The sequence below is a fragment of the Cytobacillus luteolus genome (genome assembly GCF_017873715.1).
Classification (GTDB): Bacteria; Bacillota; Bacilli; order Bacillales; family Bacillaceae_L; genus Bacillus_BV; species Bacillus_BV luteola.
This window is the reverse complement of sequence record NZ_JAGGKM010000004.1, coordinates 481,846-498,682: the sequence shown is the minus strand read 5'-3', so window position 1 is coordinate 498,682 and position 16,837 is coordinate 481,846. Positions and strand designations below refer to the sequence as shown.

Below are 16,837 nucleotides of genomic sequence, written 5' to 3'. Positions count from 1 at the left end.
CATGAATGAAAACAATGCATTAACAACCTATGTTGCATCATTTATAGACGAATTAGTTCGGGTGGGAGTGACAACAGCTGTAATTAGCCCTGGTTCACGTTCAACACCTATGGCAATCTTAATGGCTGAGCATTCTAATATGGACGTGTATGTGAACATTGACGAGCGCTCAGCCGCTTTTTTTGCTCTTGGAATAGCGAAAGAAAAGAAAACACCAGTTGCTATATTGTGTACATCAGGTACAGCTGCTGCAAACTATTATCCAGCAATCGTTGAGGCGAGTATATCTCGAGTTCCTCTTCTAGTACTAACGGCAGATCGACCACATGAGCTAAGAGATGTTGGGGCACCCCAGGCCATAGATCAAATTCATATGTACGGTAAGTATGCAAAATGGTTTGTAGAAATGGCTTTACCTGAGGACACAAATGAAATGATAAAATACGCTAGAACAATGGCAGCTAGAGCTACAGGAAAATCCTTAACAGCCCCGGCTGGTCCAGTTCACTTGAATTTTCCATTTCGCGAACCATTAATACCAAATATTGATGCTGATAGTTTATGGAATAAAGGAACATTTAATAACCCAAAACATGTAAACGTTTCAATAGGTAGACCAGTAATTGATGAAAGTCTTAAAAGTTACTTATTTGAACTTCTAAGCTCTTATGAAAAAGGAGTAATCATTTGTGGTGAGCAGGTTAGTGAGGAATTCTCCGAGTATATAACGAAAGTTGCTAGTTTATTTGGATTCCCGATTCTGGCGGACCCACTATCACAGCTTAGAAGTGGATCCCACTCTAAAGAATACATAATTGATTGTTACGATACTTTTTTGCGTAATCAGGACTTTACCAAAACCTATCAACCTGACATTATCATTCGTTTTGGAGCGATGCCTATTTCAAAGGCTCTATTACAATATGTTAAAGCCAATGAAGGCTGTAAACAAATTGTTATTGATAGTGATGGAGGATGGCGTGAACCTACATTATCTGCTTCCGAAATGGTCTATTGCGATGAAATAAAATTTTGTGAAGCGATGTTGGCATTAGGTCAAAACAAAGATATAGCGAAAACGAACTGGACGAATGATTGGATTCTTATAAATGAGATAACTATGTCGGAATTAATGTCCATCCAGAAGGAAGAAGTACTAGCAGAAGGAAAAGTAATTGTAGAGCTAAAAAGGTTACTGCCAACTAACTCAACTTTGTTTATTGGAAATAGTATGCCAATACGAGATGTGGACTCATTTTTTACAAATACAGAAAAAGCTCTTAAGATTATGGCAAATCGAGGTGCAAATGGGATCGATGGAACAATATCTACAGCACTAGGTGTTTCAGCTTCATCCTCAGATAGATTAGTTTTAGTGATTGGTGATTTAACTTTCTTCCATGATCTAAATGGTCTTCTTGCAGCCAAAAAATACTCTATACCAATAACAATTGTTTTAATAAACAATAATGGTGGAGGAATATTCTCATTTTTACCTCAAGCAAAAGAGGAAAAACATTTCGAAACATTATTTGGCACTCCTCTTGATTTGGATTTTGAACATGTTGTAAAAATGTATGGTGGAAACTTTACTAGAATAAATACTTGGGAGTCATTCGAGATGGAATTACTGTTAGCTGATGAAAAGCAAGGTATATCAGTTATCGAGGTCCCTTCGGTCAGAGAGGAAAATGTCACTATCCATCGGACATTGTGGAATCGTGTTTCCCAGGAAATATCAAATTTCATCATAAAAAGTGACAAACAATGAAAATTGTCGTAAGTGATATTACCTATTATGTTGAAATTAGGGGAAAAGGGTCATCGCTTTTATTTTTACACGGATTCACTGGAAGCTCGCAAAATTGGTTGCCGATTGTATCGATGTTTGAAGATACCTATCAATGTATACTAATAGATATACTCGGGCATGGTAGGACAGATTCACCAGCGAATTCGAAGCTATATGATATTGAAAAAGTTAGTAGGGATATTATTTCAATCCTTGATGAACTATTAATTGATAATGTTACTTTAATAGGATATTCAATGGGTGGAAGACTAGCTTTAGCGTTGGCAATAAACTATCCACAACGGATAAATAAATTAATTCTAGAGAGCAGCTCACCAGGTCTCCTGTTAGAAAGTGAAAGAAATATAAGATCTGAAAATGATCTGAAATTAGCGAATGATATTAGAAAAAATGGAATAGAGTGGTTTGTGAATTATTGGGAACAAATTCCCTTATTTGAAACTCAACATTCACTTTCAACTGAGGTAAAACAAGCCATTCGAAAACAGCGTTTAAATAATAAAACTGTTGGCTTGGTAAACAGCCTTATAGGAATGGGCACTGGAAGCCAACCTTCCTATTGGGATAGGTTAGGTTCACTTGAAATACCTGTTCTATTAATTTGCGGTGAAGTTGATCAAAAGTTTTGTGAAATAGCTAAACAGATGTCAAAAAAATTACCAAATGCTAAGGTTGAAAAAATAACAGGTGTTGGACATGCAATACATGTGGAACATCCTAAGTTTTTTGGTAAAATAGTAAGTGAGTTTTTATGATCCTTAAGGACATTAAAAATATTATACATAATAGGAGGACAAGCACATGGCATTTGAATGGGTTGCTGAACGTAAGTATGAAGACATTCTGTATGAAACATTAAACGGAATTGCTAAAATTACAATAAACCGTCCCGAAGTACGTAACGCCTTCCGTCCAAAAACGGTAATGGAATTGATTGATGCATTTGCTTATGCACGTGATGATGCTAACATTGGGGTTATCGTATTAGCAGGAGCAGGAGATGATGCATTCTGTTCTGGTGGAGATCAAAGAGTACGTGGACATGGTGGATATGTTGGTGAGGACCAAATTCCACGTTTAAACGTATTAGATTTACAACGCTTAATTCGTGTAATTCCGAAGCCGGTTGTGGCAATGGTGTCTGGTTATGCAATCGGTGGGGGTCATGTTTTACATATTGTATGTGATCTAACAATTGCGGCGGACAACGCTATTTTTGGCCAAACAGGACCGAAAGTTGGAAGCTTTGATGCTGGATACGGCTCTGGCTACTTAGCACGTATTGTTGGTCATAAAAAGGCTAGAGAAATCTGGTTCCTATGCCGTCAATATAATGCACAAGAAGCACTAGATATGGGCTTAGTAAATACAGTTGTTCCACTAGAGAAGCTTGAGGAAGAAACAGTTCAATGGTGCAAAGAGATGTTAGAGAAGAGCCCAACAGCTCTGCGCTTCTTAAAAGCAGCATTTAATGCTGATACAGATGGCTTAGCAGGAATCCAACAGTTCGCTGGTGACGCTACATTACTTTATTACACTACTGATGAAGCAAAAGAAGGTCGTGACGCCTTCAAAGAAAGACGTCAACCAGACTTTAAGCAATTCCCTAGATTTCCATAAAAACAAAGTTCAAAACAGTTTGGTACATACCAAGCTGTTTTTTATTTTTAAAAATTGGCCAGAAATCTATTAATTCTTTATACTTATTCTTAGAATGATAATCTGATCATAAGGGGAATAGAGAATGATGAACAATGTCGAAACTCCAAACTGGTTAGCCAACCGGGCATTTCTAACTCCAAATCGAGTAGCAATTAAAACAGACAAAGAATCAATTACCTTTGGAGAACTTCATACGAAAACTTTATCGTTTGCAAGACAACTGTCCGGTTTAGGAGTTTCTAATGGAGATATGGTAGCGCTATTAATGAGAAATACCATAGATACGGTCTTAGCTATTCATGCTTTAAAATATATTGGTGCAACAACAGTCCTTCTAAATACAAGACTTACAAGTCATGAACTTTTATGGCAATTAGAAGACTCAAAACCTAAAACGGTGCTAACAGAGGGATTTTTTAGTGAGAGATTTGAATCTATTAAAGATAAAATGGAATGGTCTACCTTACATACATTAGAGGAAATTAAGCAAGTCGATGAAAAAAATTTTGATTTCGTATCAACCTTTCAATTGGATTTGGTTGACACAATTATGTATACCTCAGGAACTACGGGAAAACCAAAAGGTGTCCTGCAAACCTATGGTAACCACTGGTGGAGTGCAATTGGGTCTGCTCTAAATCTAGGATTACATGAAAAAGATACCTGGTTATCATCTGTCCCACTTTTTCATATTAGTGGTTTATCTATACTAATGAGAAGTGTTATTTATGGGATTACAGTCGTTTTACATGAAACCTTTAATGCAGAAGAAGTGAATAAATCGATTTTGAAAAATAAAGTAACAATCATTTCGGTTGTAAGCACAATGCTCTCACAAATGATTGATGACCTCGGAGTAAATAAGTACCCTAGTTCTCTACGCTGTGTATTATTAGGGGGCGGACCTGCTCCTAAACCTTTACTAGAGGTTTGTAAGGACAAGTTGATACCTGTTTATCAAACGTACGGTATGACTGAGACGTCCTCTCAAATTGTCACCTTATCCCCAGAATATAGTTTAGAAAAGTTAGGTTCAGCTGGGAAACCACTATTTCCAGTTCAAATAAAAGTTGTATCAGATGGAAAAGAAGTTCTTCCAAACCAATCAGGGGAAATAGTAGTTAAAGGCCCTAATGTAACGAAGGGATATTTAAACAGAGATGATGCTACAGCTGATTCAATTCGCAATGGTTGGTTATATTCAGGAGATATTGGCTATTTAGATAGTGATGGGTTCTTATATATTCTTGATAGACGTTCAGATTTGATTGTATCGGGAGGAGAAAATGTTTATCCAGCTGAAATTGAGTCAGTCCTGCTATCTCATCCATTTATAAAAGAAGCAGGAGTAACGGGAATCAACGATTCAATCTGGGGACAAGTACCGTGTGCGTTTATAAATCTTGAAAATCAAACTAGTCTTACTGGGGAAGAGGTACAAGCTTTTTGTCAAGAAAGACTTGCTAAATATAAAGTACCCAAGCAGGTTTTCTTTGTGAAAGAGCTCCCTCGGAATGCATCAAATAAACTAATGAGAAAAAGACTAGTAGATTTGATCAAATAAGGGTGGCGTTTATTTATGAAAGTTAAAAAAGTAACTCTTCATTTAGTTGGAATGAAATTGGTATCCCCATTCAAATCTAGCTTAGAGGTCGTATCATCAAGAGAAAGTATTTTAGTGGAAGTTCAGGATGATGATGGAATAATAGGATGGGGAGAGGTAGTTGCTTTTTCTTCACCATGGTATACGGAAGAAACAATTAAAACATGTTGGCATGTTATCGAAGATTTTTTAATACCTAAGTTACTTAAAACTGAAATATCACATCCAGATGAGTTAGAATACCTTTTTCAGGGAATAAAACGAAATCATATGGCAAAAGCAGGTGTAGAATTGGCAATCTGGGACTTATATGCCAAGAATCATAGCCAGCCACTAGCTTCAGTCCTAGGTGGAACACGCAAGAAAATAGAAGCTGGCGTAGTAATTGGTATAGAATCAATAGAGTCCATGCTTAATAAGATTGCAATCTATGTAGATGAGGGCTACAAGCGTTTCAAGATAAAGATTGAACCAGGCAAAGATGTTGAAATTGTAAATACGATTCGACAACACTTCCCACATCTGCCATTGATGGCAGATGCAAACTCGGCCTATACTCTTGATGATATTAATAAACTAAGAGAATTAGATCACTACAATTTAATGATGATTGAGCAGCCCTTAGGCTCTGACGATATTTTTGACCATTCAAAACTACAAAAAGAGCTAAATACACCAATATGCTTAGATGAAAGTATTGTTTCATTTGAGAATGCAAGAAAAGCAATTGAGTTAGGAAGTTGCAAAATAATTAATATTAAGGCAGGGCGAGTTGGGGGTCTTCAAGAAGCTAAAAAAATTCATGATTTATGTATGAGACACAATATTCCTGTATGGTGTGGGGGAATGCTCGAAACAGGGATTTCAAGAGCACATAATATTGCATTAGCTTCCTTACCCAATTTTACAATCCCAGGAGATATTTCTGCGTCTTCAAGGTATTGGGAGAGGGATATTATTACACCGGAAGTTAGTATTAAAGAGGGTTTAATTGAGGTTCCCACAGACCCGGGGATTGGATTTGAAATTAATCGAGAAATGATTAGTAAACATTTGATGCATAGTAGAATATATTGTTAAGGCTAACGGGTTATCGTTAGCCTATTTTAATACAGTGGAACGGGGCTTTTCTGCGCATTTCGGATTGTCCAGCTCCGAAAGCCCAGCGGCTAGTGGTCTTCGCCTCTCTTCCTTACGATAAGTCAACATCGGATCGCTAACGCTCTCCGTGTTTCCCTTATCTCATGCAGAGCGGCTCAGCCCATACGTCGCTGAGCGGGCTTTCTGCGCATTTCGGATTGTCCAGCTCCGAAAGCCCAGCGCCTAGTGGTCTTCGCCTCTCTTCCTTACGATAAGTCAACATCGGATCGCTAACGCTCTCCGTGTTTCCTTTATCTCATGCAGAGCGGCTCAGCCCATACGTCGCTGAGCGGGCTTTCTGCGCATTTCGTGATTTGTCGAAATAATTAATTTGACAAAAGGGACAATGGACATTATATTTTGCATAAGGGAAACTTTTTAAGTAATAGCCAATTTTTCATCAGCAATTTTTTTTATTTAAAAGTTGCACAAGGTAAACATTTATAGCTTAAACTAAATAGTCATATCGAAATCTTTATTGTATGATAAAAAATAATTTAAAATTAGGAATAACGGGAGTGGGTTTAAAATGACCGAAAATTTATTACTTGCTTTTGGCCTCACATTGATGGCTGGTCTTGCAACAGGAATTGGAAGTCTATTGGCTTTATTAACATCAAAAACAAATACTAAATTTTTATCGGTTGCTTTAGGGTTTTCGGCCGGAGTTATGATTTATGTTTCAATGGTTGAGATCTTTGTTAAAGCAAATGAGTCACTTTCTAGTGCAGTTGGAGATGAATTGGGCGGATGGTTAACAGCTGCAGGTTTTTTTGGAGGGATGATTTTAATTGCATTAATTGATAAATTTATTCCTAAACAAGGAAATCCGCATGAGCTGAAAAAAGTAGAGGATATGAACCAGGGAAAAGCAACAGGTAGCCAGGATCCAGCGTTACTAAAAATCGGAACCTTCACTGCACTAGCTATTGCAATTCATAATTTTCCAGAAGGAATTGCAACGTTCACATCTGCTCTTCAAGATCCAGCACTGGGTGTGGCAATTGCTATTGCTGTAGCTATTCATAACATTCCTGAGGGAATAGCAGTATCAGTGCCCATCTATTTTGCAACAGGAGATAAAAAGAAGGCATTCAAGTTGTCATTCTTATCAGGTTTATCAGAGCCATTAGGTGCAGTTGCAGCCTACTTATTCTTAATGCCTTACATGAGCGATACTATGTTCGGAATTATCTTCGCAGGTGTTGCTGGAATTATGGTATTTATCTCCTTGGATGAATTATTACCGGCTGCAAAGAGGTATGATGAAGCGCACCTTTCAATCTATGGACTTATTGCTGGAATGGCCGTTATGGCACTTAGTTTATTATTAATTTAAAATAGTGTTAGTTGAGAGGCTGCTTTCGCAGGCTCTCTTTTTTATTCCTAAAAATCAGAATCCATTAACCCCAATTCTAATGCCCGTTTTGCAATAATGTGGTCGACATCCTTTGGTAAATCCTCTAGAGAACCAAATTCATATTCCCATAAATTTGTAAATGAATCTACACAAATAGGAAATGTCATTTGATTAGTTGAACTAATCTCATCTTTAAAGGCAGAAAGTAAGCTATTTTTATCAGACATTTAGTAATGCTCACCTCAATGTAAAGTAATTTTCAATTCATCAATATCTTTGCCTTCCAACAAAAATAGATAACTGCCAAGAATTAACTATTTTATTGAGAATTAATTTCAATTATTATTGACATAGATAATCATTCTCAATTAAAATAAGAATAACAATAAAGAAGTAATAATGTATTAATTAGGAGGGATCGTTAGAAATGATGTCTTTATTAGTAGTCGGAGCTGATCATCTTGGCAATATTACGGATAAATTAAGGGAGTCAGGGTTTCATGAGGTTATTCACCTGGATGGTAGAAAGGTGAATATGGTAAAAAGAGAAATACCTGATGATATAGATATGATATTTGTAATGACCGATTATATAAACCATAATTTGGCGAAGGTTGTAAAACAAAGAGCTAGAGAACAAGCTAAACCTATTTATTTTGTGAAAAGATCTTGGAGCTCCATACATAAGGTTATAGAGGAGAATAAGTTATCAGCCTTAATCACTTAACTATTATTTAGTTATAATTTAATGAAACGTTGCATAAATCGATACTATGTATTAATTGTTACCAAAAGGTTTCTCTTAAGCGGGTGGATAACGAGTGTGTAAACGAAGGGAGGAAAAACTTTGTTTCATGTTGTATCTAATCGTGAAGGTCTTTTACTAAATTGTTCATTTTACGGAACTCGCAAAGAGAACTTGGTCGCAAAAGAACAATATTTATGCTACGGTGACAGTTTTGAAATTGGGCAGGATTGTAAATACATTAAAGGTGTTGGCTGGTTTTTGCTAATAGTGGTAAATGGCCAAGAGGAAATGTTTGTGCAGTTAGAATCAATTGAAAAAGCGTTAAGTGAAAATGCTGTTGTAACAATTGTAGAACTCCAAATTGAGATTAGTCTGTTGAAGTTTAAGCTTGATCATGTGTTAAAGAAGCGCATGGAGCAAGAGTTCTATGAAATTGCGACAAAATATAATGGGATTAAACAGCTTAATGAACTAACATTAGTAAAAATGGGAAATACCTCGATAAATTTAAAATAGCCCTTTAACATAGAATGTTAAAGAGCTATTTGTTGTTATTTTAATGGATTATTTAGTCTAAAATAACTAGCCTACATATAAGAATTAAAGTATTGTAGCCAACCAAAAGTAAAAAGGAATTCCAAATATTAAATTAAACGGTAATGTTAGGCCAAGGGAAGAACCTAAATATAGTCCGGAATTTGCTTTGGGTATGGCTTGGCTAATGGCAGCAGGTGCAGCAATATAAGATGAACTTGCAGTTAGTATTCCTAGCATAAAAGAGCCACCAATGGACATGCCTATGATATTACCTACAAGTACCCCAATTGTACCACCTACTATTGGAAGGATAAATGCAAATAAAAACGAATGAAATTTGTACCCTTTTAATTCTTTAATTTGCTGTGTCGCAATCATCCCCATATGCAATAAGAAGATACATAACACCCCATAGAACAGGTCCCCAAACAATGGTTTTATCTTTTGTATTCCATCCTCACTAGCTACTAACCCAATGAAAATTCCACCTAGTAAAAGAAAAATACTCTTTCCGAAGAAAGCCTCTTTGAATGCATGTCCTAGTCCACTAGAAACAGTTTGGGGTTGATCTTTTTCTTTGTTAAAAAGCTTATATAAAATAATTGCTCCAATAATTGCAGGGCCCTCCATGATTACTAAGATGGCAGAAATATAGCTTTCATAAGCTACTCCCATCTTTTCGAGAAAACCAATTCCAGCAACGAATGTAACTGCACTAACAGAACCATAATGAGCAGCAATAGATAATGCATTTGTAGTGTCAAATCTAAATAGTTTCTTTAGCACAAGGTAAGCAAAGAAAAGCATGAAAATGCTTAATAATAAGGCTGCTACAACAGCTGGTAGCATAGTGAAAAAAGAAACATTTTTAAGTTCCGTACCACCTTTTATACCAATCGTGAATAAGATAATCATTGTATACCCTGTGTAGAATGCTTCGGGTACCTTTAAATCAGAATTGACAATAACAGCTATGATGCCCATAAGGAAAAATAGTACCATTGGTGATAGTAAGTTGGTATGTACAATTTCTAAGATAAGTTCCATAGTATTTACCTCATTACAAATATTTAGTATTTAAAGATAATTATAAACGTTTATTCCAGGTTGTACATTAAAAACTTATTCTTTAAGTTTGTGAATCAGTTTCGAATTATGTATTATTTGATAGGAGAGAATGATTGAAAGAAAACATTCACATAAAGTTCACAAGGAATTTCTTGTACTATAAGGTAAATTTGTATAGAGGTGATAAAGGTGAGAAAGCTAGGACTAATATTATTAGGATTTTTCGTATTGCTAATGATAGGTTGTAATAACCAAGAAGAACAAAATGAGGAAGTACAGTTTATTGAGGTAGATATACAGGTACCTGATAAAATAGAGCCAAATGAAAGTGTTGAACTAGGTGCCTTAGTTACACTTGGTGATGAAAAAGTAGAAGACGCACAAGAAGTTAAATTTGAGATTTGGGAACAAGGTCAGGAAACTGAGCATGAAATGATTCCAGGTAAGCATGCTGGGGATGGATTATATATGATTACTAAATCATTTGGAAAAGACGGTGTTTATTACGTTGTTGCACACGTTACTGCAAGGGATATGCATAATATGCCAAGAAAAGAAGTGATAGTTGGTGACGCTAAAGCTCAAACAGAAGAAACTGTGGAGCAAGAAGAACAAAATCACGGAAGTGAGGATCATCATAACCATGGACACCACCATGCACATGGTACTTTAATAATTGACTTCCAGAAAGAAGATACTATCACATTAGAGCAACCAACCGATTTGAAAGTCATAATAACCAACGAAGATCAGCCACTCACAGGAGCGAATGTAAGGTTTGAGATATGGAAACAGGATGAAAGTAAACATGAATTTATTCCAGCAGAAGAAGGCAATGCTGGGGAGTATAGCTTTTCACATGTGTTTCCGAAAGCGGGTATATATAGCATAATCATACATGTTGAAAAGGGATCGTTACACGAACATATTGAGAAAACTGTAGAGGTTACTAAATAAGGTTAGGAAAATGAGTTCTAGAGATTTATAGAAAATGGTGTGAGGATATTACTTCCTGACACCATTTATTTTTTCTCGGGGACATTATCTATTCCACCTGGATGAAATGGGTGACATTTAGATATACGCTTGATTGTGAGCCATCCACCTTTAATTGCCCCAAATCTTTTGACTGCTTCAAGTCCATAATGAGAACAAGTTGGATAAAATCTACATGTTGGTGGTTTGAGTGGTGAAATGACTCTTTGATAAAACCGAATAATACCTATAAATATTGTTTTTAACAAGATTAACTCATCCCTTCATATTTTTATATTACTTAACTATACTATACTATGAGTTATGTACTTGGAAAAATTTTAGTAATTTAATTCGGTTTAAATAGATGAAATTTATCGGAATTAACGTTATGATAGGATTATGTATATAAAAAAGGAGTGCAAAAAATATGCCATCTGTAGAAAGTTTTGAGCTAGATCATGATGCAGTAAGAGCACCATATGTTAGACACTGTGGTGTACACAAAGTAGGTAGTGACGGTGTTGTAAATAAATTTGATATTCGTTTCTGTCAGCCTAATAAACAGGCGATGAAACCTGATGCAATTCATACGTTAGAGCATTTGCTTGCTTTTAATATCAGAAAGCATTCAGAGAAATATGATCATTTTGATATTATTGATATCTCACCAATGGGCTGTCAAACGGGCTATTATCTAGTAGTTAGTGGAGAACCAACTGTAGCAGAAATCATTGATTTATTAGAAGATACAATGAAGGAAGCAGTTGAAATTACTGAGATTCCAGCAGCAAATGAAAAGCAATGTGGTCAAGCAAAGTTACATGACCTTGATGGAGCCATTCGTTTAATGCGCTTTTGGTTAGAGCAATCAAAAGAAGATTTACACAAAGTTTTTGGATAAAAAGAAAGAAGAGTGCTTGAAATTACTCAAGTGCTCTTTTTGATAGTTTATTTGTGAAATTGTTCACATAAATGTCAACATACATATGAGTAAAAACAAAGAATAATGGTAAAATAAAGATGTAGAGAAGAATATTGAATCTCTACAAAGGAGCTAACAGTTTAAGAGGCTCAACCATCGGTGTTCGTTCCAAATTAAACGAACAAAGTAAGATTTCATTAAAGGATTCATTCGGTGGAAAAAGAAATTCTTGTCTACTAAGGACTTAATCGGAAGAAATGCTTAGGATTGAAGATCCCTACGTTCACAAGAAGGAATTTTAACACCCAAAGGCCATTAACTTACTAACAAAAATGGTCGGAATCTAAGCGCGTGGTTGAGAGAAGTATGAATCAATTCAGTTAGGTCGTTTGTTTTAGTAAAGAAGGTTTACGGAACAAACACACTCAGCATTAATAGTATTATCCTGAGCTGATGCATGGTTGGGTCTCTTAAGCTGTTAAAGTCTTGGTCAAAAATAGAAAAACGAGTCAGGATTCGCGATGGATTCTGACTCGTTTTTGTCAAAAGCAGTAAATGAGTCCGAAAAACGCCTGGATTCGGACTAGTTTCAATCAAAGCCAGCAAACAAGTCCGAAAAACCCCCGAATTCGGACTAGTAATTCCACATAAAAAATCCTCCTACAAAATGCAGGAGGATTTTCTTATATTTAACGGTTTTCCGTTTTAATATGGCGTTCTTCAATTTTTTCAATTATTTTATCGATATGGCGAGTATCTTTCATAATGTCTTGTTTATTTTTATCGATAAGTCTCTTGATTGAAAATTGAGCTGTGCTACGTTTCCTCATTGAAAATCCTTCTTTCTGGTTTTTACTTAATCTTACGATACTAAGCATACACCTAACTTTTAAATTTGTAAATATTTTGAAGGTAGTAAGAGTTGTAAATTTTTTGTAAATTGTTATCATTACTTACATTATATAGATTCCAAACAAACAAAGATGTGAGGTTAATCACAGGCCCTATCAAGAGTTTCTTACACAAAAACACACAGTGAAAAATCTACTGTGTGTTTTTGTTTTACCATTTAGGAGGTTGTCGGTGTTTAGTGAACTGCTCAAACGTATATGCAATTTTTAATAAAGTTGATTCACTAAAAGCTGCTCCAGTAAAGGTGATACCAACAGGTTCTCCCTCTTTTGTATAGCCTGCAGGTACTGTTATAGACGGATAGCCCGCTTTAGCTGGGATTGCAGCTCCATAATTATTAGGGAATACAATTGCATCTAAGGAATGCTCGGCAAGAGTAAAATCAATACCCTGTTTTGTAGAATGATAACGGTCAAACTCTAGTGCATCAATATACTCGCTTTCTTTTAAAGTGCCACTTGTGTTTTGGCTTTCCACTAATAGTTTCTGTCCATATTTTAATGTATCTTCTTTGTGCTCTCTATTAAAACGTATAATATCTTCTAATGACCGTATAGTCATAGAAGGATGTAGCCCATTTAAATATCCGTTTAAATCTGATTTAAATTCATAGGTTAACACATCATATGACCATTTGGCTTGGGTCGATGGAATGGAAACTCCATCAATAACATTCATCCCGAGTTCTTGTAACTTTTCAATTGCATTGTTTAAAATTTCACGTTTTTCTTCACTTAAATATTCAAAATAAATCTCCCTTGCAATTCCAACTTTAAAAGAGGAATGCTCAATGTTATTGAAAACTGAAGCATAGTCAATTGCATCGCCAGTTACAATCGATTTAGTGATTGGATCACTATCGTCTTTACCAACTAAGGAAGTTAAAAGGTAAGCTGCATCTTTAACAGTTCTCGCCATTGGTCCTGCTGTATCTTGGCTATGGGCAATCGGAATAATACCGGAGCGACTTATTAATCCAAGGGTTGGCTTGATACCTACTAATGAATTTTGACTAGCTGGGCTAAGAATGGATCCTGAAGTTTCTGTACCTACTGCAACCGTAGCAAAATTTGCAGCTATCGCGGCACCAGAACCTGAGCTTGATCCACCTACGTCGAAGTGATTAGGACCGTATGGATTAAGAACCTGTCCACCTCTAGAACTATATCCACTAGGCATACCTATAGTCATAAAATTAGCCCATTCAGTCATATTTGTTTTTCCTAGTATGACAGCACCTGCTTTTCGTAGTTGAGCAGCCACAAAAGAATCTTTTAGTGCAATTGAATGTTGTAATGCAAGTGAGCCTGCTGATGTATGCATCTTATCTGAGGTATCGATATTATCTTTGATGAGGACAGGAATTCCATGTAATGGACCACGTGCGCCTTTAATCTTTCGTTCAGCGTCGAGTGCTGCGGCGATATGAATTGCTTCAGGGTTCACTTCTAGAATAGAGTTAATCTTATGATCGTATTCGGCGATTTTCTTTAAATATAAGACAACTAACTCTTGTGAGGTTAATTCACCCGACTCCATTTTACTTTGAATATCATCAATTGTTGCTTCGTTGAGCCATGATTCATAAAGTTCCTTTAATTTTGGATCTTGCAAAATTATTCCTCCTTCTGGTTATCTTTTTCTTTTTTTGTAATGGATTGTTGGTCAGGCTCATCAATTGTATGTTTGAAGCCATAAGCCTTTGAGGTGGTTATTAGAGCTAAAATGAGAACAATGAAGACGATAATAATTGATATGATTAAAACAGTATACAAGGTGCTTCCTCCATAATTTTTTAGTTTTGTCTTATTTTATCATGAGTATCTCGAAATTTTTAGAGAATTGTCACTGTTCTTTTACATATTTGACACAAATCTTTATGTTTCAATACCTTTTAAAGGGGTATCTTAAACTTAAGGAGGCGATAAATATGTCAAAACAATTAACTGAAATTGTTAATAAACAAATTGCTAACTGGAGTGTTCTTTACATTAAGCTACATAATTATCACTGGTTTGTTAAGGGGCCTGCATTTTTCACATTGCACGATAAATTTGAAGAGCTCTATACTGAAGCTGCCGTTCATATTGATGAATTAGCAGAAAGACTACTTGCATTGGAAGGACAACCTGTTGCTACAATGAAAGAAATTTTAGAGACGTCTACTGTTAAGGAAGCAATAGGTAATGAATCAGCTGATCAGATGGTTCAAGTTATTACTGATGATTTTAACATCATGACTTCTGAACTAAAGGAAGGGATGAGTGTGGCTGATGAAGTTGATGATGAAACCACTGGAGATATGTTGCTGGCCATTCATCAGAGCTTAGAGAAACATGTATGGATGTTAAAATCCTTCCTAGGAAAGTAATTTTTATCTCCCTCTATTAGTAGAGGGAGATTTTTTATTTTGTAATGATATCTTAGCTTTCCATCTACTTTCATAGAAAGATTTCAGTTTTTTTACTATAATTATAGTTAAGTTATATAAGAAGGGGAGGATTATATGGAATTAAGTAGCATAATGGCAAACAACGTGGCTGAACTAAAGCGCACACTTAGTACAAATCTACTAAAAAGCCAGATGGCAACTCAAACAGCACATGCAACAGTTATGCTGAATGATTTTATGAACGCACAAGCCCCAACAAATCAAGCCCCGCATCCTACTCTAGGAAACAGAATTGATTTGAAAGGATAATTACGAGGCGAATTATTAGAGGTGAAATAGATGATAGATTTAAGAAGTGATACAGTTACTAAGCCTACGGAAGAGATGAGGAAGGCTGCTTATCAAGCTAAGGTGGGGGATGATGTTTATAACGAAGACCCTACAGTAAGAAGGCTTGAAGAATTAGCGGCCCAGATGTTAGGTAAAGAAGATGCTCTATTTGTAACGAGTGGGACGCAAGGTAATCAAATTGCCGTACTTACACATTGTGTACCAGGAAATGAAATTTTGTTAGAGGAAGATTCACATATTTTTTATTATGAAGGTGGAGCTGTCTCTGCTTTCGCGGGTGTACAAACTAGAACGATTAAGGGTCACAGAGGGGCCATGGATCCTACATTGGTTGAAGTAGCTATTAGGGGGGAAGATATTCACGTCCCGGAAACAGGCCTAATTTGTCTTGAAAATACGCATAACCGAGCGGGTGGTGCGATTGTTCCTATTGATAACATGGAATCCATCTACAACGTTGCTTCTAAATATAATGTCCCAGTTCATTTAGATGGTGCAAGGTTATTTAATGCAGCAGTAGCTTTAAATAAACCGTTGACTGATTTCACAAAGTTTACAACTACTGTTCAAGTCTGTTTATCAAAGGGACTTGGGGCACCAGTAGGGTCAATTATTGCTGGTGATGAACAATTTATAAAAAAAGCTAGAAAGTGGAGAAAGAGACTGGGTGGAGGTCTGCGTCAGGTGGGTCTAATTGCTGCACCTGCAATGGTAGCGTTAACACAAATGGTAGAGCGACTCTCAGTTGATCATGACAATGCAAAGAGGCTTGCAGCTGGGATAGGCTCAATCAAAGGATTAGAGGTTATCAATGAAGTTGATACGAATATTGTATTAATTGATGTTGCTAAAAAAGGTTTAACGGCTGAGGAGTATATCCGCTTATTAAAGGAGCAAGGTATACTAGCTGTTTCTTTTGGACCTACTATTATTAGGATGACAACACACTATGATGTTAGCACTGAACAAATAGATCAAGCACTAGCAATATTACAGAAATAAAAAAAATACCAGAAAGAGTCGTTCTCTTTCTGGTATTTTAAGTTTAATGTAAATTTCTAACACCATCGTTTGGTACCGCTTTAGTATCCCCAAATTCCTCACGAGCCATTTTTGCTTTTAACTTTTCAATCATATAAAAACCAACTAAGTTATAAAGCTCCTGGTCACTTAGTTCCTCAATTAGTGTAATCATATCATCTCTATTTAATTGTTCTAGTACTGAGAAAGCTAAAATGTCTGCATCCTCTTCATCGCCCGATAGCTTGTGACGATACATCTCGTATAATTCATCAATAAATTTCATCCGACTAGCCTCCTCTTAGAAAACTCTATGTTACCAACTAGTATA

The 16,837-nt window shown here is 36.0% G+C and carries 20 protein-coding genes; 13 read left to right on the top strand and 7 right to left on the bottom strand.

The window, feature by feature from the left end:
* Position 1: 1 nt before the first annotated feature.
* The 6 genes from menD to zupT all read left to right on the top strand — a co-directional run bounded on the left by menD (position 2) and on the right by zupT (position 7,557).
* Positions 2-1,771: a 2-succinyl-5-enolpyruvyl-6-hydroxy-3-cyclohexene-1-carboxylic-acid synthase gene (gene menD, locus J2Z26_RS14435; RefSeq protein ID WP_193536045.1), complete on the top strand. Its 1,770-nt coding sequence runs from the start codon at positions 2-4 to the stop codon at positions 1,769-1,771.
* Positions 1,768-2,568 (top strand): 2-succinyl-6-hydroxy-2,4-cyclohexadiene-1-carboxylate synthase, encoded by an 801-nt coding sequence (gene menH, locus J2Z26_RS14430; protein ID WP_193536043.1) that lies wholly within the window; start codon positions 1,768-1,770, stop codon positions 2,566-2,568. Before menD ends, menH begins: the two co-directional genes overlap by 4 nt.
* Positions 2,569-2,614: 46 nt before the next feature.
* The gene (gene menB / locus J2Z26_RS14425) at positions 2,615-3,433 is read left to right on the top strand and encodes a 1,4-dihydroxy-2-naphthoyl-CoA synthase (RefSeq protein WP_193536041.1); all 819 of its coding nucleotides are present in this window, start codon (positions 2,615-2,617) and stop codon (positions 3,431-3,433) included.
* A gap of 127 nt (positions 3,434-3,560) precedes the next feature.
* Positions 3,561-5,039 carry an o-succinylbenzoate--CoA ligase gene (locus tag J2Z26_RS14420; protein WP_193536105.1) on the top strand — a complete coding sequence of 493 codons (1,479 nt, stop codon included), beginning with the start codon at positions 3,561-3,563 and terminating at the stop codon, positions 5,037-5,039.
* A 15-nt stretch (positions 5,040-5,054) separates the two neighbouring features.
* The gene (gene menC / locus J2Z26_RS14415; RefSeq protein ID WP_193536039.1) at positions 5,055-6,158 is read left to right on the top strand and encodes an o-succinylbenzoate synthase; all 1,104 of its coding nucleotides are present in this window, start codon (positions 5,055-5,057) and stop codon (positions 6,156-6,158) included.
* A 589-nt stretch (positions 6,159-6,747) separates the two neighbouring features.
* Complete coding sequence (zupT, locus tag J2Z26_RS14410) at positions 6,748-7,557, top strand: zinc transporter ZupT (RefSeq protein ID WP_193536037.1); 810 nt, start codon at positions 6,748-6,750, stop codon at positions 7,555-7,557.
* A 47-nt stretch (positions 7,558-7,604) separates the two neighbouring features.
* Here the strand turns inward: zupT and J2Z26_RS14405 are convergent, their stop codons facing one another.
* Positions 7,605-7,805 (bottom strand): hypothetical protein, encoded by a 201-nt coding sequence (locus tag J2Z26_RS14405; protein ID WP_193536035.1) that lies wholly within the window; start codon positions 7,803-7,805, stop codon positions 7,605-7,607.
* A gap of 200 nt (positions 7,806-8,005) precedes the next feature.
* On the opposite strand from J2Z26_RS14405, the gene J2Z26_RS14400 reads away from it, so the two are divergent.
* Both J2Z26_RS14400 and J2Z26_RS14395 read left to right on the top strand, forming a co-directional pair.
* Positions 8,006-8,305 carry a DUF2325 domain-containing protein gene (locus J2Z26_RS14400; RefSeq protein ID WP_193536033.1) on the top strand — a complete coding sequence of 100 codons (300 nt, stop codon included), beginning with the start codon at positions 8,006-8,008 and terminating at the stop codon, positions 8,303-8,305.
* Positions 8,306-8,425: 120 nt separating this feature from the next.
* Complete coding sequence (locus tag J2Z26_RS14395) at positions 8,426-8,842, top strand: hypothetical protein (protein ID WP_193536031.1); 417 nt, start codon at positions 8,426-8,428, stop codon at positions 8,840-8,842.
* An 84-nt stretch (positions 8,843-8,926) separates the two neighbouring features.
* Here the strand turns inward: J2Z26_RS14395 and J2Z26_RS14390 are convergent, their stop codons facing one another.
* Positions 8,927-9,910, bottom strand: coding sequence for a sodium-dependent bicarbonate transport family permease (locus J2Z26_RS14390; protein WP_193536029.1), 984 nt, complete (start codon positions 9,908-9,910; stop codon positions 8,927-8,929).
* 210 nt (positions 9,911-10,120) lie between these two features.
* Between J2Z26_RS14390 and J2Z26_RS14385 the strand changes: the two genes are divergently transcribed.
* Positions 10,121-10,888: a FixH family protein gene (locus J2Z26_RS14385; protein ID WP_193536027.1), complete on the top strand. Its 768-nt coding sequence runs from the start codon at positions 10,121-10,123 to the stop codon at positions 10,886-10,888.
* A 65-nt stretch (positions 10,889-10,953) separates the two neighbouring features.
* Here the strand turns inward: J2Z26_RS14385 and yidD are convergent, their stop codons facing one another.
* Positions 10,954-11,175, bottom strand: coding sequence for a membrane protein insertion efficiency factor YidD (gene yidD, locus J2Z26_RS14380; protein WP_193536025.1), 222 nt, complete (start codon positions 11,173-11,175; stop codon positions 10,954-10,956).
* 161 nt (positions 11,176-11,336) lie between these two features.
* On the opposite strand from yidD, the gene J2Z26_RS14375 reads away from it, so the two are divergent.
* The gene (locus J2Z26_RS14375; protein WP_193536023.1) at positions 11,337-11,810 is read left to right on the top strand and encodes an S-ribosylhomocysteine lyase; all 474 of its coding nucleotides are present in this window, start codon (positions 11,337-11,339) and stop codon (positions 11,808-11,810) included.
* 710 nt (positions 11,811-12,520) lie between these two features.
* Here J2Z26_RS14375 and J2Z26_RS14370 read toward each other — a convergent pair.
* The 3 genes from J2Z26_RS14370 to ytzI all read right to left on the bottom strand — a co-directional run bounded on the left by J2Z26_RS14370 (position 12,521) and on the right by ytzI (position 14,518).
* On the bottom strand, positions 12,521-12,661 hold the full coding sequence (locus tag J2Z26_RS14370; RefSeq protein WP_193470170.1) for an FbpB family small basic protein: 141 nt from the start codon (positions 12,659-12,661) through the stop codon (positions 12,521-12,523).
* 232 nt (positions 12,662-12,893) lie between these two features.
* Positions 12,894-14,357 (bottom strand): amidase family protein, encoded by a 1,464-nt coding sequence (locus tag J2Z26_RS14365; protein WP_193536021.1) that lies wholly within the window; start codon positions 14,355-14,357, stop codon positions 12,894-12,896.
* A gap of 2 nt (positions 14,358-14,359) precedes the next feature.
* Positions 14,360-14,518, bottom strand: coding sequence for a YtzI protein (ytzI, locus tag J2Z26_RS14360; protein ID WP_193536019.1), 159 nt, complete (start codon positions 14,516-14,518; stop codon positions 14,360-14,362).
* 155 nt (positions 14,519-14,673) lie between these two features.
* On the opposite strand from ytzI, the gene J2Z26_RS14355 reads away from it, so the two are divergent.
* From J2Z26_RS14355 to J2Z26_RS14345, 3 genes are all read left to right on the top strand, one after another.
* The gene (locus J2Z26_RS14355) at positions 14,674-15,114 is read left to right on the top strand and encodes a Dps family protein (RefSeq protein WP_193536017.1); all 441 of its coding nucleotides are present in this window, start codon (positions 14,674-14,676) and stop codon (positions 15,112-15,114) included.
* 135 nt (positions 15,115-15,249) lie between these two features.
* Positions 15,250-15,444, top strand: a complete 195-nt coding sequence (locus J2Z26_RS14350) for a polyribonucleotide nucleotidyltransferase (protein ID WP_193536016.1) — start codon at positions 15,250-15,252, stop codon at positions 15,442-15,444.
* 30 nt (positions 15,445-15,474) lie between these two features.
* Positions 15,475-16,488, top strand: a complete 1,014-nt coding sequence (locus J2Z26_RS14345; protein WP_193536014.1) for a threonine aldolase family protein — start codon at positions 15,475-15,477, stop codon at positions 16,486-16,488.
* 43 nt (positions 16,489-16,531) lie between these two features.
* Here the strand turns inward: J2Z26_RS14345 and J2Z26_RS14340 are convergent, their stop codons facing one another.
* Positions 16,532-16,792, bottom strand: coding sequence for a DUF6154 family protein (locus tag J2Z26_RS14340; RefSeq protein ID WP_193536012.1), 261 nt, complete (start codon positions 16,790-16,792; stop codon positions 16,532-16,534).
* Positions 16,793-16,837: the final 45 nt, after the last annotated feature.